General features: G+C 68.2%; 24 protein-coding genes. All 24 read right to left on the reverse strand.

The annotated features are described in order from the left end of the window. Positions 1–35: 35 nt before the first annotated feature. The 24 genes from OG470_RS02965 to rplC all read right to left on the reverse strand — a co-directional run bounded on the left by OG470_RS02965 (position 36) and on the right by rplC (position 13,290). A complete protein-coding gene (locus OG470_RS02965) occupies positions 36–629 on the reverse strand; it encodes a DUF1707 SHOCT-like domain-containing protein (protein ID WP_328420505.1) in 594 nt (197 codons plus the stop codon). A 158-nt stretch (positions 630–787) separates the two neighbouring features. After that, positions 788–1,639, reverse strand: a complete 852-nt coding sequence (map, locus tag OG470_RS02970) for a type I methionyl aminopeptidase (protein ID WP_328420507.1) — start codon at positions 1,637–1,639, stop codon at positions 788–790. A gap of 87 nt (positions 1,640–1,726) precedes the next feature. Next, on the reverse strand, positions 1,727–2,380 hold the full coding sequence (locus tag OG470_RS02975) for an adenylate kinase (protein ID WP_328420509.1): 654 nt from the start codon (positions 2,378–2,380) through the stop codon (positions 1,727–1,729). Beyond that, complete coding sequence (secY, locus tag OG470_RS02980; RefSeq protein WP_328420511.1) at positions 2,381–3,709, reverse strand: preprotein translocase subunit SecY; 1,329 nt, start codon at positions 3,707–3,709, stop codon at positions 2,381–2,383. A 233-nt stretch (positions 3,710–3,942) separates the two neighbouring features. Further along, the gene (gene rplO / locus OG470_RS02985) at positions 3,943–4,386 is read right to left on the reverse strand and encodes a 50S ribosomal protein L15 (RefSeq protein WP_112584816.1); all 444 of its coding nucleotides are present in this window, start codon (positions 4,384–4,386) and stop codon (positions 3,943–3,945) included. Next, positions 4,386–4,568 carry a 50S ribosomal protein L30 gene (gene rpmD, locus OG470_RS02990; RefSeq protein ID WP_151488125.1) on the reverse strand — a complete coding sequence of 61 codons (183 nt, stop codon included), beginning with the start codon at positions 4,566–4,568 and terminating at the stop codon, positions 4,386–4,388. The genes rplO and rpmD overlap by 1 nt, the downstream gene beginning before the upstream one ends. Next, on the reverse strand, positions 4,568–5,182 hold the full coding sequence (gene rpsE / locus OG470_RS02995; protein ID WP_328420521.1) for a 30S ribosomal protein S5: 615 nt from the start codon (positions 5,180–5,182) through the stop codon (positions 4,568–4,570). Before rpsE ends, rpmD begins: the two co-directional genes overlap by 1 nt. A 33-nt stretch (positions 5,183–5,215) precedes the next feature. After that, a complete protein-coding gene (gene rplR, locus OG470_RS03000; protein ID WP_328420523.1) occupies positions 5,216–5,605 on the reverse strand; it encodes a 50S ribosomal protein L18 in 390 nt (129 codons plus the stop codon). Beyond that, positions 5,602–6,144, reverse strand: a complete 543-nt coding sequence (gene rplF, locus OG470_RS03005) for a 50S ribosomal protein L6 (protein WP_328420525.1) — start codon at positions 6,142–6,144, stop codon at positions 5,602–5,604. The genes rplR and rplF overlap by 4 nt, the downstream gene beginning before the upstream one ends. Positions 6,145–6,160: 16 nt before the next feature. Beyond that, positions 6,161–6,568 (reverse strand): 30S ribosomal protein S8, encoded by a 408-nt coding sequence (rpsH, locus tag OG470_RS03010; RefSeq protein WP_007465270.1) that lies wholly within the window; start codon positions 6,566–6,568, stop codon positions 6,161–6,163. Positions 6,569–6,684: 116 nt separating this feature from the next. Further along, the gene (locus OG470_RS03015) at positions 6,685–6,870 is read right to left on the reverse strand and encodes a type Z 30S ribosomal protein S14 (RefSeq protein ID WP_007465272.1); all 186 of its coding nucleotides are present in this window, start codon (positions 6,868–6,870) and stop codon (positions 6,685–6,687) included. A gap of 1 nt (position 6,871) precedes the next feature. Beyond that, on the reverse strand, positions 6,872–7,438 hold the full coding sequence (gene rplE / locus OG470_RS03020) for a 50S ribosomal protein L5 (RefSeq protein WP_196929473.1): 567 nt from the start codon (positions 7,436–7,438) through the stop codon (positions 6,872–6,874). Further along, positions 7,438–7,758, reverse strand: a complete 321-nt coding sequence (gene rplX, locus OG470_RS03025; protein WP_328420528.1) for a 50S ribosomal protein L24 — start codon at positions 7,756–7,758, stop codon at positions 7,438–7,440. The genes rplE and rplX overlap by 1 nt, the downstream gene beginning before the upstream one ends. After that, positions 7,755–8,123 (reverse strand): 50S ribosomal protein L14, encoded by a 369-nt coding sequence (gene rplN, locus OG470_RS03030; protein WP_015619002.1) that lies wholly within the window; start codon positions 8,121–8,123, stop codon positions 7,755–7,757. Before rplN ends, rplX begins: the two co-directional genes overlap by 4 nt. A 97-nt stretch (positions 8,124–8,220) precedes the next feature. Beyond that, the gene (gene rpsQ / locus OG470_RS03035) at positions 8,221–8,499 is read right to left on the reverse strand and encodes a 30S ribosomal protein S17 (protein WP_328420534.1); all 279 of its coding nucleotides are present in this window, start codon (positions 8,497–8,499) and stop codon (positions 8,221–8,223) included. Then, the gene (rpmC, locus tag OG470_RS03040) at positions 8,496–8,732 is read right to left on the reverse strand and encodes a 50S ribosomal protein L29 (RefSeq protein WP_007465283.1); all 237 of its coding nucleotides are present in this window, start codon (positions 8,730–8,732) and stop codon (positions 8,496–8,498) included. The genes rpsQ and rpmC overlap by 4 nt, the downstream gene beginning before the upstream one ends. Further along, positions 8,732–9,157, reverse strand: coding sequence for a 50S ribosomal protein L16 (gene rplP, locus OG470_RS03045; RefSeq protein WP_007465292.1), 426 nt, complete (start codon positions 9,155–9,157; stop codon positions 8,732–8,734). The genes rpmC and rplP overlap by 1 nt, the downstream gene beginning before the upstream one ends. 3 nt (positions 9,158–9,160) lie before the next feature. Further along, positions 9,161–10,033: a 30S ribosomal protein S3 gene (gene rpsC / locus OG470_RS03050; RefSeq protein WP_328420536.1), complete on the reverse strand. Its 873-nt coding sequence runs from the start codon at positions 10,031–10,033 to the stop codon at positions 9,161–9,163. Continuing rightward, positions 10,033–10,491 (reverse strand): 50S ribosomal protein L22, encoded by a 459-nt coding sequence (gene rplV / locus OG470_RS03055; RefSeq protein ID WP_089018943.1) that lies wholly within the window; start codon positions 10,489–10,491, stop codon positions 10,033–10,035. The genes rpsC and rplV overlap by 1 nt, the downstream gene beginning before the upstream one ends. Positions 10,492–10,532: 41 nt before the next feature. Next, positions 10,533–10,814, reverse strand: coding sequence for a 30S ribosomal protein S19 (gene rpsS / locus OG470_RS03060; RefSeq protein WP_007465299.1), 282 nt, complete (start codon positions 10,812–10,814; stop codon positions 10,533–10,535). Positions 10,815–10,826: 12 nt separating this feature from the next. Continuing rightward, the gene (rplB, locus tag OG470_RS03065; RefSeq protein ID WP_053653944.1) at positions 10,827–11,666 is read right to left on the reverse strand and encodes a 50S ribosomal protein L2; all 840 of its coding nucleotides are present in this window, start codon (positions 11,664–11,666) and stop codon (positions 10,827–10,829) included. A 12-nt stretch (positions 11,667–11,678) separates the two neighbouring features. After that, positions 11,679–11,981, reverse strand: coding sequence for a 50S ribosomal protein L23 (gene rplW / locus OG470_RS03070; RefSeq protein ID WP_007465304.1), 303 nt, complete (start codon positions 11,979–11,981; stop codon positions 11,679–11,681). Continuing rightward, the gene (gene rplD, locus OG470_RS03075; RefSeq protein WP_234583436.1) at positions 11,978–12,628 is read right to left on the reverse strand and encodes a 50S ribosomal protein L4; all 651 of its coding nucleotides are present in this window, start codon (positions 12,626–12,628) and stop codon (positions 11,978–11,980) included. Before rplD ends, rplW begins: the two co-directional genes overlap by 4 nt. Then, positions 12,625–13,290: a 50S ribosomal protein L3 gene (gene rplC / locus OG470_RS03080; RefSeq protein ID WP_328420545.1), complete on the reverse strand. Its 666-nt coding sequence runs from the start codon at positions 13,288–13,290 to the stop codon at positions 12,625–12,627. Before rplC ends, rplD begins: the two co-directional genes overlap by 4 nt. Positions 13,291–13,300: the final 10 nt, after the last annotated feature.

Genomic DNA, 13,300 nt, shown 5'->3' on the forward strand with positions numbered 1-13,300 from the left:
CGGGGTCACCAGACCGGCTCCCCCACGCCGGCGGATCAGCCGGCCGGTCGCGGCTCGTCCCGTTCGTCCGGTCCACCGGCGCGCAGCTCCCGTCGGCGGTCCCGCTTCGCCCGCTTGCGCTGCCGGCGGCGCTCCCGCTGGATCGCCTGGCGCCGCGGCTCTCCCCCGGTCAACCCGGTGACCGTGCGGACCACCAGCACCGCGCCCCACGGCCCGGCCACCCAGGCCGGCCAGAAGTAGAGCAGCTCCCGGCTGAGCAGCGAGGTCACCGCCCAGATGGTCACCACGATGGCGATCACCCGCAGGTACGGCAGCCACACCTCGGCGAGCCAGCGGGCGGTGACGCCACCGGCCGCCACCGGGGCGGGCTGGCCGCCCGTACCGCCGGCCAGCAGGCCGGCAGCCGGCGGGGTGACCGCCGCCAGCGCCGACTGCTCCGGGGGCGTCACCGGTGGCAGGTCGGTGAGCAGCACGTCCAGCTCGGCGTAGGTGCGCGCGGCGTAGGCCCGCTGCAACCGCTCGTCGTACTCGTGCAGGTCCAGTCGGCCTTCGCCGAGGGCCACCCGCAACCGGTCCGCAACCGCCTCACGGTCCGCGTCAGCGGCTCGCATCCCGTCCCGCCCGTCCATGCCGGCAAGCATGCCACCGACACGCCAGCGGCGTCCCACCCGGTCGTCCCGCCTTGATCCACCCGGGTCGCCGCGGCCTCCGGCGCCGGCCCTGCCGGCACTCGCCTGACCGGGTCGCCAGGCTGGCGCTCGTTCGGCCGGGTCGCGGTAGGTGTCGGTCAGGGGGCGGTCGAGGCGGCGGGCTGGCGTGCGGTGACCAGGTCGCCGAGTCGGGCCCGGCCGCCGTCGAACGCGGTGAGCACCCAGACTCCGTCGGGCAGCAGCGCCATCGAGTGCTCGACGTGGGCCGCAACCGAGCCGTCCCGGGTGACCACCGTCCAGCCGTCGGCGAGCTCGACCGTGCGCGGGGACGCCATGGTGATCATGGGCTCGATGGCCAGTGCCATGCCGGGGACCAGCCGTGGGCCCTTGCCCGGCCGGCCGTGGTTGAGCACGTGCGGGTCCTGGTGCATCTCGGTGCCGATGCCGTGCCCGCCGTAACCGTCGACGATGCCGTACCGGCCGCCCTTGCGGACCGCGGTCTCCACCGCGTGGGAGATGTCGGTGAGCCGCCCCTTGCCGCTGGCCGCACCGCGTGCGGCGGCGGCGATGCCGGCCCACATGGCGTCCTCGGCGACCTCGGCCATCTTGAGCAGCGCCGGGTCGACGTCGCCGACCCCGACGGTGATCGCGGAGTCGCCGTGCCACCCGTTCAGCACCGCACCGCAGTCGATCGAGATCAGGTCACCGTCCCGGAGCACCTGCCCCGGCGAGGGGATGGCGTGCACGACCTGCTCGTTGACCGAGGAGCAGATCGACGCCGGAAACCCGTGGTAGCCCTTGAACGACGGGACGCCACCCGCCTCGCGGATGGTCGACTCGGCGATGGCATCAAGGTCGGCCGTGCTCACACCGGGGGCCACCGCCTCGCGCATCCGGCGCAGCGCCTCGGCCACCACCAGCCCTGCGGCCCGCATCTTCTCGATCTGGTCAGGGGTCTTCAGCTGGATGTCCAGCTGGGGACGACGCATGGAGCCATTACCTTTCGTTGCCGAACAGCGGGGCACGTTGCACGTACCCCGCTGTTCGCACTCTATCCGCCGTGGCCCGGCGGGACCTCAGCCGCCGTACGACCGCAGCGCGTCGATGGCCCGGGTGGTGACGTCCTCCACCGGGCCGGTGGCGTCGATTCCGACCAGCTTGCCCTGGGCGCCGTAATAGTCGACCAGAGGGGCCGTCTTCTCGCTGTACTCCCGCAGCCGGGTGGCGATGGTCTCCGGCTTGTCGTCGTCGCGCTGGAACAGCTCGGCGCCGCACCGGTCACAGATGTCGGGCCGGGTGGTGGCGTCGAACTCGACGTGCCAGATCTTGCCGCAGCCCCGACAGGTGCGCCGGCCGGAGAGCCGTCGAATCACTTCGTCGTCGTCGACCACCAGCTCCAGGACCAGGTCCAGTGCGGTGCCCAGGTCGGCGAGGAGCTTGTCCAGCGCGGCGGCCTGCGGAGTGGTCCGCGGGAAGCCGTCGAGCAGGAACCCCTCGCTGGCGTCGGGCTCGGCCAGCCGGTCCCGGACCATGTTGATGGTCACCTCGTCCGGAACCAGCTCGCCAGCGTCCATGTACCGCTTCGCCTCGATGCCGAGCGGCGTGCCCTGGGTGACGTTCGACCGGAAGATGTCCCCGGTCGAGATCTTCGGCACCGAGAGATGGGCGGCGACGAACTCGGCCTGTGTGCCCTTGCCCGCGCCCGGCGGGCCAACCAGAACGAGTCTCATCTACCGCAGGAACCCTTCGTAGTTCCGCTGCATGAGTTGGCTCTCGATCTGCTTCACGGTCTCCAGACCGACGCCGACCATGATGAGCACAGCGGTGCCGCCGAACGGGAAGTTCTGGTACTGCTGGTTGTCCAGCCAGATGAAGAAGAAGTTCGGCAGGATCGAGATGACGCCGAGGTAGAGCGCGCCCGGCAGGGTGATCCGGCTGAGGATGAAGTCCAGGTAGTCGGCGGTCGGCTTGCCCGGGCGGATGCCCGGCACGAACCCGCCGTACTTCTTCATGTTGTCCGCGACCTCGGTCGGGTTGAACGTGATCGAGACGTAGAAGTACGTGAAGAAGATGATCATCAGGAAGTAGACCGTGATGTAGATCGGGCTACTCGGGTTGACCAGGTTGTTCTGGATCCACGCCTGGGTCTTGCCCGGGTCGGTCTGATCGAAGAACTGCAGGGCCAGCTGCGGCAGGTAGAGAAGCGACGAGCCGAAGATGACCGGGATCACACCGGCCTGGTTGACCTTGAGCGGGATGTAGGTCGAGGTGCCGCCGTACATCCGCCGGCCGATCATCCGCTTGGCGTACTGCACCGGAATGCGGCGCTGTGCCTGCTCGATGAAGGTGACCGCGGTGATGACCACCAGGACCAGCGCGATGACCAGGGCGAACATGTCCCAGCCCTTGCTGGTCTTGATCTGCCAGCCCTCGCTGGGCAGCCGGGCGGCGATCGAGGTGAAGATCAGGACGGACATGCCGTTGCCGACGCCCCGGTCGGTGATCAGCTCACCGAGCCACATGACCATGCCGGTACCGGCGGTCATGGTCATCACCAGGATGACCAGGGTCAGCCAGTCCGGGATGCCGGTGCCCGTGGGGATGATCGGGAACTGGTCGCAGCGGTTCTGGAAGAGCTGCCCCGAGCGGGCCAGCGCCACGAACGCCGAAGCCTGCAGCACACCGAGACCAAGGGTCAGGTAGCGGGTGTACTGGGTGATCTTTGCCTGGCCGGCCTGGCCCTCCTTGCGGAGCTGCTCCAAGCGCGGGATAACGACGGTGAGCAGCTGCAGGATGATCGACGCGGTGATGTAGGGCATGATGCCCAGCGCGAAGACCGAGAGCTGTAGCAGCGCTCCGCCGGAGAAGAGGTTGAGCAGGTTCAGCACACCCGTCGACTCACCCTGGAGGGTGTCGAGGCACTTCTGCACGTTGCCGTACGAGACGCCCGGACTGGGGAGCGTTGCACCCAGCCGGTAGACCGCGATGATGCCTACTGTGAACAGCAGCTTCTTGCGCAGGTCAGGCGTACGGAACGCACTGAGAAAGGCGGACAGCAACTTCTTCCTCCTGCGCGAGGCGGGCCGCCGGTGATCCCTGGCGGGTCGGGGTGGATCCCGGGCGAGCGCCCGGAATCCATGGCTGGGATGGGACTCTAACAGCCTCATCCCGGTCCGGGCAGATGCGCCCGGCTACATAAACCGATTCCGATATTACCGGGCGCATACGCCCCAGGCAGACCATGGCGCCCGCCAGTTGCTCACAACTGGACGGGCGCCATGGGTTGTACGCCTTACAGCTCGGTGGTGGAGCCACCGGCGGCGGCGATCTTCTCCTTGGCCGACGCACTGAACGCGTGCGCCGACACCTGGAGCGCCACCCCGCCGAGGTCCCCGGTGCCGAGGACCTTGACCGGGTGACCCTTGCGGACCGCACCGGACTCGACCAGCTCCAGCGGGCCAACCTGGCCGCCGTTCGGGAACAGCTCGGCGAGCCGGTCCAGGTTGACCACCTGGAAGACCACCTTGAACTTGTTCTTGAAGCCCTTCATCTTCGGAAGGCGCATGTGGATGGGCATCTGCCCACCCTCGAACGCCGCCGAGATGTTCTTGCGGGCCTTGGAACCCTTGGTACCGCGACCAGCGGTCTTGCCCTTGGAACCCTCACCGCGACCCACACGGGTCTTCGCGGTCTTGGAACCGGGCGCCGGGCGCAGGTGGTGCACCTTGATCGTCATTACTCGACCTCCTCGACCTTCACGAGGTGGCTCACAGTGAAGATCATGCCGCGGATCTCGGGCCGGTCCTCCTTGACCACCACGTCGTTGATCCGCTTGAGGCCGAGCGAACGCAGCGAGTCACGCTGGTTCTGCTTGGTCCCAATGCCGGATCGGAGCTGGGTGACCTTCAGACGTGCCATCAGTGCGCCACCCCCGCACGCGACGCCAGCATGGCGGCCGGCGCGACGTCCTCCACCGGCAGGCCACGACGCGCCGCGACCTGCTCGGGGGACTCAAGCCCCTTCAGGGCCGCCACGGTGGCGTGCACGATGTTGATCGGGTTCGACGAGCCGAGGCTCTTCGAGAGCACGTCGTGGATCCCGGCGCACTCCAGCACGGCGCGCACCGGACCACCGGCGATGACACCCGTACCGGCCGAGGCCGGCTTGAGCAGCACCACGCCTGCGGCGGCCTCGCCCGTGATCGGGTGCGGGATCGACTGACCGATCCGCGGGACCTTGAAGAAGTGCTTCTTGGCCTCCTCGACACCCTTGGCGATGGCCGCGGGCACCTCCTTGGCCTTTCCGTAGCCCACGCCGACCGTGCCGTCGCCGTCGCCCACGATCACCAGGGCGGTGAAGCTGAAGCGACGACCACCCTTCACGACCTTGGCGACGCGGTTGATCGCGACGACCCGCTCGAGGTGCGGGGTCTTCTCGACGGGCGCGTTTCCGCGGCCGCCCTCACGGCGGTTGTCGCGGCGACCACCCTCGTTGCCACCGGACCCGCCGCCACGGCGCTGTTGACCTGGCATCAGCAGCCTTCCTTATCTCTCGTGACGGGGTTGTTAGAACTCGAGCCCGGCTTCGCGGGCAGCATCGGCAAGCGCGGCGACTCGCCCCGCGTACCGGTTGCCACCGCGGTCGAAGACGACCTTGGAAACGCCGGCGGCCTTGGCCCGCTCGGCGAGCAGCGCGCCCACCTTGCCGGCAAGGGCGCTCTTGTCGCCCTCGGCACCGCGCAGCGAGGCGTCCAGGGTCGACGCCGACGCCAGGGTGTGACCCTTGGTGTCGTCGACGACCTGGGCGACCATGTGCCGCAGGGAGCGGGTGACGACCAGGCGCGGACGCTCGGCCGTACCGCTGACGTTCTTGCGGACGCGGAAGTGCCGACGCGCACGCCCAATGGCGCGCTTGGCGGCGACACCGCGGCGGCGCTTGAGCAGCGTGGCGCTCACTTCTTACCTGCCTTTCCGGCCTTGCGGCGGATGACCTCGCCCTGGTACTTCACGCCCTTGCCCTTGTAGGGCTCCGGCGGACGGATCTTCCGGATGTTGGCGGCGATCTCGCCGACCTGCTGCTTGTCGATGCCGGCCACGTGGAACAGGGTCGGCCGCTCCACCGTGAAGGTGATGCCCGCCGGCGCGGGGACAACCACCGGGTGCGAGAACCCGAGCGCGAACTCGAGATCCGTGCCCTTGGCGGTGACCCGGTAACCGGTGCCGGCGATCTCCAGGCTCTTGCGGTAGCCCTCGGTCACGCCGACGATCATGTTGGCGATAAGCGTACGGCTCAGGCCGTGCAGTTCCTTGGCCTTGCGCTCATCGTTCGGGCGGTTGACGCTCAGCTGCCCATCCTCGGCCCGCTCGATCGTGATCGGCTCGGCGAGGGTGTGCTGGAGCTGGCCCTTCGGGCCCTTGACCTTGACGGTCTGCCCGTCGATCGTGATGTCGACGCCGGCTGGCACCGGGATCGACTTACGTCCAATTCGCGACATTTCTACCTGTCTCCCGTTACCAGACGAAGGCGAGGACTTCCCCGCCAACACTCCGCTTGCGGGCCTGCCGGTCGGTCAGCAGTCCCTGGGACGTCGAAATGATCGCCACGCCCAGCCCACCGAGCACCCGGGGGAGCCCGTCCGACTTGGCGTACACCCGGAGACCGGGCTTGGACACGCGCTTGATGCCGGCCAGGCTCCGCTCGCGGTTCTGGCCGTACTTCAGCTCGACGACCAGTCGCTTGCCGACGGCGCCCTCCTCGGGCTCCTCGACCGACCAGGTGGCGATGTAACCCTCGGCCTTCAGGACCTCGGCAATGTTCGCCTTGATCTTGGAGTAGGGCATCTTCACCTGGTCGTGGTACGCCTGGTTGGCGTTACGCAGACGCGTGAGCATGTCTGCGATCGGGTCGGTCATCGTCATGGATTTCGTCAGCCTTTCTCGCCGGGGTTCCCGGGGCATCGACCCCGGGCCTACGGCGAAGAGCAATACCTAATCGGTGCAGGAGTTCCCGGCCTACAGCCGGGACGCGGTCGCCCTTACCAGGAAGCCTTGGACACACCCGGCAGCTCACCGCGGTGGGCCATCTCCCGGATGCACACCCGGCAGAGACCGAACTTGCGGTAGACCGCCTTCGGACGCCCGCACCGCTGGCAGCGGGTGTAGGCGCGAACCGAGAACTTCGGCTTCGCGGCCGCCTTGATGATCAGCGCCTTCTTGGCCATCTCAGTTCTCCTTGAACGGGAAGCCCAGGAGCTTGAGCAGCGCCCGGCCCTCGTCGTCGGTCGTGGCGGTGGTGACCACCGTGATGTCCATGCCCCGCTGGCGATCGATCCGGTCCTGGTCGATCTCGTGGAACACCGACTGCTCGGTCAGACCGAACGTGTAGTTGCCGTGCCCGTCGAGCTTGCGCCCGTCCAGACCGCGGAAGTCGCGGATACGCGGCAGCGCGATGGACAGCAGCCGGTCCATGAACTCCCACATCCGGTCGCCGCGAAGAGTCACCTTCGCGCCGATCGGCATGCCCTCGCGGAGCTTGAACTGCGCGATGGACTTGGTCGCCCGCCGCACCTGCGGCTTCTGGCCGGTGATCGTGGCGAGGTCGCGGACCGCGCCGTCGATCAGCTTGGCGTCGCGAGCAGCCTCGCCGACACCCATGTTGACGACGATCTTGACCAGCCGCGGCACCTGCATGGGGTTGCCGTAGCTGTGCTGCTCACGCAGCTGCGCCGCGATCTCGTTGCGGTACCGCTCCTTGAGGCGCGGCATGGTCTTTTCGGTAGCCGTGGTCATCACAGGTCCTTACCGGTGCTACGCGCGATGCGGACCTTCTGGCCGTTGTCGTCGATCCGGTAACCGACGCGGGTCGGCTTGCCGTCGGAGTCCAGGACCTGCACGTTCGAGACGTGGATCGCGGCCTCCTGGGTGACGATGCCGCCGGTCTTGGCGCCACGCTGGGTGGTGCTGATGCGGGTGTGCTTCTTGACCCGGTTCACGCCCTCGACCAGGACCTTGTCCTGCCGCGGGTAGGCCGCAATGACCTTGCCCTTGGCACCCTTGTCCTTGCCGGCGATGACGACGACCGTGTCGCCCTTCTTGACCTTCACGGTCACAACACCTCCGGCGCGAGGGAAATAATCTTCATAAACCGCTTGTCCCGCAGCTCCCGGCCCACCGGGCCGAAGATACGGGTACCGCGCGGGTCCCCGCCGTCCTTGATGATGACGGCGGCGTTCTCGTCGAAGCGGATGTACGAGCCGTCCGGCCGCCGCTTCTCCTTGGCGGTGCGGACGATGACCGCCTTGACGACGTCGCCCTTCTTCACACCGGCACCCGGGATCGCGTCCTTGACGGTGGCCACGATGACGTCGCCGATGCTCGCGTAGCGCCGACCGGAGCCACCGAGAACCCGGATGCACAGGATCTCCCGAGCACCCGTGTTGTCGGCGACGCGCAGTCGCGACTCCTGCTGAATCACGTCTATCTCCTATGTCTGCCGGTTCTCCGGCCGCCGTGGCGGCCGGAGCCTGGCGGAACCAACGCCCGACGCAACGCCGGGCGAGCTCGAGCTTTCGCTACTTGGCCTTTTCCAGGACTTCCACGATCCGCCAACGCTTGGTGGCGCTCAGCGGCCGGGTCTCCATGATCAGGACCCGGTCGCCGGTGCCGGCGGCGTTCTGCTCGTCGTGGACCTTCAGCTTGCTGGTCCGGCGCATGATCTTGCCGTACAGCGCGTGCCTGACCCGGTCCTCGACCTCGACCACGACGGTCTTGTCCATCTTGTCGCTCACCACGAGGCCCTCACGGACCTTGCGGCGAGCCCGCACGGTGGCGGTGGTGTTCTCGTCGGTCATGATGCAGTCACCTCAGTCGGCGCGGCCGAGAGCCCCAGCTCACGCTCACGCATGATCGTGTAGATCCGGGCGATCTCCCGACGGATGACCTGCAGCCGCCGGTTGTTGTCCAGCTGCCCGGTTGCGGCCTGCACGCGGAGGTTGAACAGCTCCGCCTTGGCCTCCCGCAGCTTCGTGACCAGCTCCTCTTCGGAGAGCTCACGCAGCTCGGTCGCCTTAACGCCCGCTGCCATCAGGATTCACCCACTTCGCGCGTAACAATGCGGCACTTCATCGGGAGCTTGTGGATCGCGCGACGCATGGCCTCTCGCGCAATCTGCTCGTTGGGGAAGGACATCTCGAAGAGCACCCGCCCCGGCTTGACGTTCGCGACCCACCACTCGGGCGAGCCCTTACCGGAACCCATCCGGGTCTCGGCGGGCTTCTTGGTGAGGGCCTGGTCCGGGAAGATCGTGATCCAGACCTTGCCACCACGCTTGATGTGACGGGTCATCGCGATACGCGCTGACTCGATCTGGCGGTTGGTCACGTACGCCGGCTCGAGAGCCTGGATCCCGAACTCGCCGAACACCACCCGGTTACCACCCTTGGACGCGCCACTGCGGTCCGGGTGGTGCGGCTTGCGGAAGCCCTTCGGGGGCTTGCGCGGCATCAGCATCTGTCAGCCCTCCTGCTGCGTTTCTGCCGGAGCGGAAGCCTTGGCGGCGACAGCAGCGCTGTCGACCGGCTCGCCGCTCGGAGTCTCGGCCTGCTGCGCGATGGTGGTCGCGGCAGCCCGGCCGGCCTCGGTGCCACCGGCAGTCGTGCCGGACGAACCGGACCGACCACGGCGCGGCCGCTCCGGACGGTCGCCACGCTCACCACGACGCGGACGAGACGGACCCGCCTCGGCCGGAGCCTCCCGGCCCGGAACCGCGTCGCCCTTGTAGATCCAGACCTTCACGCCGATCCGGCCGAAGGTGGTACGAGCCTCGAAGAAGCCGTACTCGATGTTGGCCCGCAGCGTGTGCAGCGGAACCCGGCCCTCGCGGTAGAACTCGGTCCGGCTCATCTCGGCGCCGCCGAGACGACCCGAGACCTGCACCCGAATGCCCTTGCAGACCGGGTTCTTCATCGCGGACTGCATGGCCTTGCGCATCGCCCGACGGAAGCTGACCCGGCTGGACAGCTGCTCGGCCACGCCCTGCGCGACAAGCTGTGCGTCCGACTCGGGGTTCTTCACCTCGATGATGTTCAGCTGCACCTGCTTGCCGGTGAGCTTCTCGAGCTCGCCGCGGATCCGGTCGGCCTCCGCACCCTTACGGCCGATGACAATGCCCGGCCGCGCGGTGTGGATGTCGACCCGGACCCGGTCGCGGGTGCGCTCGATGTCGACCTTGGAAATGCCGGCGCGCTCCAGGCCCTTGGACATCATCCGGCGGATCTTGACATCCTCGCCGATGTAGTCCTTGTAGAGCTTGTCCGCGAACCAGCGGGACTTCCAGTCGGTCGAGATGCCGAGCCGGAACCCAGTGGGGTGAACCTTCTGACCCATTACTCGGCGTCCTCCGTCTTGCTCTGCGCTTCGGCCGGTGCGGCCTGCGTCGCCGGGGCGGCCTTCTTCGCCGCGGCCTTCCTCGGCGCTGCCGGCGCGACCGCCTCGACCGCCACGGTGATGTGGCAGGTGCGCTTGCGGATCCGGTACGCCCGGCCCTGCGCCCGCGGCTGGAACCGCTTCATCGTCGGGCCCTCGTCCACGAACGCCTCGCTCACGAGCAGCGCATCGGGGTCCAGCCGCTCGTTGTTCTCCGCGTTGGCGATCGCGCTAGCGAGCACCTTGTACACCTGCTCGCTCGCAGCCTGCGGCGCGAACTGCAGCACCGTGAGAGCCTCCTTCGCGGGCAGGCCGCGGACGAGGTTGACCACCCGGCGCGCCTTCATCGGCGAGATGCGCACGTGCCGCGCAACCGCCCGCGCGCCCGGAAGCACCGGAGCGTCGCCCTTTCCTGGCATCGCTGTAACCCCTTGTTCCCTCTATCCGTATGCCCGCGGCGTCAGCGCCGACGGCTCTTCCGGTCGTCCTTCTCGTGACCCTTGAACGTGCGGGTCAGCGCGAACTCGCCGAGCTTGTGCCCGACCATCGCCTCGGTCACGAACACCGGGACGTGCTTGCGTCCGTCGTGCACCGCGATCGTGTGCCCGAGCATCTCCGGGATGATCGTCGAGCGCCGCGACCAGGTCTTGATCACGTTCTTCGAGCCCTTGTCGTTCTGAACTTCCACCTTCTTGAGCAGGTGGTCGTCGACGAACGGGCCCTTCTTCAGGCTGCGAGGCATGTCTTATCTCCCTCAGCCGCGCTTACGCGTGGCGTAGCGACGGCGGACGATCAGCCGGTCACTCGGCTGGCCCTTACGGCGGGTGCGGCCCTCGGGCTTACCCTGCGGGTTGACCGGGTGGCGACCACCGGAGGTCTTACCCTCACCACCACCGTGCGGGTGGTCGACCGGGTTCATGGCGACACCACGGACGGTCGGGCGCTTGCCCTTCCACCGCATCCGGCCGGCCTTGCCCCAGTTGATGTTCGACTGATCGGCGTTGCCGATCTCGCCGACGCTGGCGCGGCAGCGCACGTCCACCCGCCGGATCTCACCGGACGGCATACGCAGGGTCGCGTACGCGCCCTCCCGGCCGAGCAGCTGGATACCGACGCCGGCGGACCGGGCCAGCTTGGCCCCGCCACCCGGACGCAGCTCCACGTTGTGAATCGTGGTACCGACCGGGATGTTGCGCAGCGGCAGGTTGTTGCCGGGCTTGATGTCGGCGCCCGGGCCGGACTCGACGCGGTCGCCCTGCTTCATGTCCTTCGGCGCGAGGATGTACCGCTTCTCGCCGTCGGCGTAGTGCAGCAGCGCGATGCGCGCCGTGCGGTTCGGGTCGTACTCGATGTGAGCGACCTTCGCCGGCACGCCGTCCTTGTCGACCCGCTTGAAGTCGATCAGACGGTACTGGCGCTTGTGACCGCCACCGTGGTGCCGCGTGGTGATCCGGCCGTGGGCGTTACGCCCGCCCTTCTTCGGCAACGGAGCCAGCAGCGACTTCTCCGGCGTGGACCGGGTGATCTCGGCGAAGTCGGCGACACTGGAGCCTCGTCGGCCCGGCGTCGTCGGCTTGTATTTACGGATAGCCATTGTCTACACCCCTCAGCTGACCGGGCCGCCGAAGGCCTCGATACGGTCACCGTCAGCCAGCTTCACGATCGCCCGCTTGGTCGCCTTGCGCTGACCGAAGCCGGTCTTGGTGCGCTTGCGCTTGCCCTGGCGGTTGAGCGTGTTGACCGTCAGGACGCGGACGTTGAAGATCTGCTGGATAGCGATCTTGATCTCGGTCTTGTTCGCGTCCGGGTGCACCAGGAAGGTGTACCAGTTCCGGTTCAGCTCGCTGTAGCTCTTCTCCGAGACGACCGGCGCCACGATGATGTCGCGCGGGTCGGCGATGGTGCTCACTTGCCACCCTCCTCGGTGGTCTCGGCGGGCACGCCCAGGAACTCGTCCAGGGCGTCCTTGGTGAAGACCACGTCGTCGGCCACCAGCACGTCGTACGTGTTCAGCTGGCCGGACTCGATCAGGTGCACCCGCGGCTCGTTGCGCAGGGACACCCAGTTCAGCTCGTCGGTGCTGCTCAGCACGACCAGGACCCGACGGGCCTCGGTGAGCTTGGTCAGCGTGGCCAGGGCCGCCTTGGTCGACGGCTTCTCGCCCGAGACGAACGCCTCGACGACGTGCACCTGCCCGGCGCGGGCCCGGTCGGAGAGGGCACCCCGCAGCGCGGCGGCCTTCATCTTCTTCGGGGTCCGCTGGCTGTAGTCGCGCGGCACGGGACCGTGCACCACGCCACCGCCGGCGAACTGCGGCGCGCGGATCGAGCCCTGCCGGGCGCGACCGGTGCCCTTCTGCTTGTACGGCTTCTTGCCGCCACCGGCGACCTCGCCGCGGGTCTTGGCCTTGTGCGTGCCCTGTCGGGCCGCCGCGAGCTGGGCCACCACGACCTGGTGCATCAGCGCGACGTTGGCCTGCACGTCGAAGATGTCAGCCGGCAGCTCGACGGAGCCGCTGGTGCTGCCTTCGACGGTGCGCACGTCAACGGTGGTCACTTGGCCGCACCGCCCTTCTTCACCTTGCTCTTGGCCGCGGTACGGACCAGAACCAGCGCGCCCTTGGGACCAGGAATGGCACCACGGACGAGCAGGAGGTTGTTCTCGGTGTCGACCGCCTGGACGGTGAGGTTCTGCACGGTGTACCGCACGCCACCCATCCGGCCGGCCATCCGGGTGCCCTTGAAGACACGACCCGGAGTGGCGCAGGCGCCGATGGAACCGGGCGAGCGGTGCTTGCGCTCGACACCGTGGCTGGCACGCAGACCGTGGAAGCCGTGCCGCTTCATCGGACCGGCGTAGCCCTTGCCCTTGGTCTTGCCGGTGACGTCAATCGTGACGCCGGCCGGGAACTCGTCGACCGTGACCTCCTGGCCGAGCGAGTACTCCCCAGCGTCCGTGGTGCGCAGCTCGACGATGTGCCGGCGCGGCGCCACGTCCGCCTTCGCGTAGTGCCCGCTGATCGGCTTCTTGACCTTGCGCGGGTCGATGATGCCGTACGCCAGCTGGACCGCGGAGTAACCGTCCTTCTCGGCGCTACGAACCTGGCTGATGACGCACGGGCCGGCCTCGACCACGGTCACGGGAACAACACGGTTGTTGTCCCAGACCTGGGTCATGCCGAGCTTGGCGCCCAGGATCCCCTTGACTTGCCTGTCCATTTGTCCGGTC

The sequence above is a fragment of the Micromonospora sp. NBC_00389 genome (assembly GCF_036059255.1).
Classification (GTDB): Bacteria; Actinomycetota; Actinomycetes; order Mycobacteriales; family Micromonosporaceae; genus Micromonospora.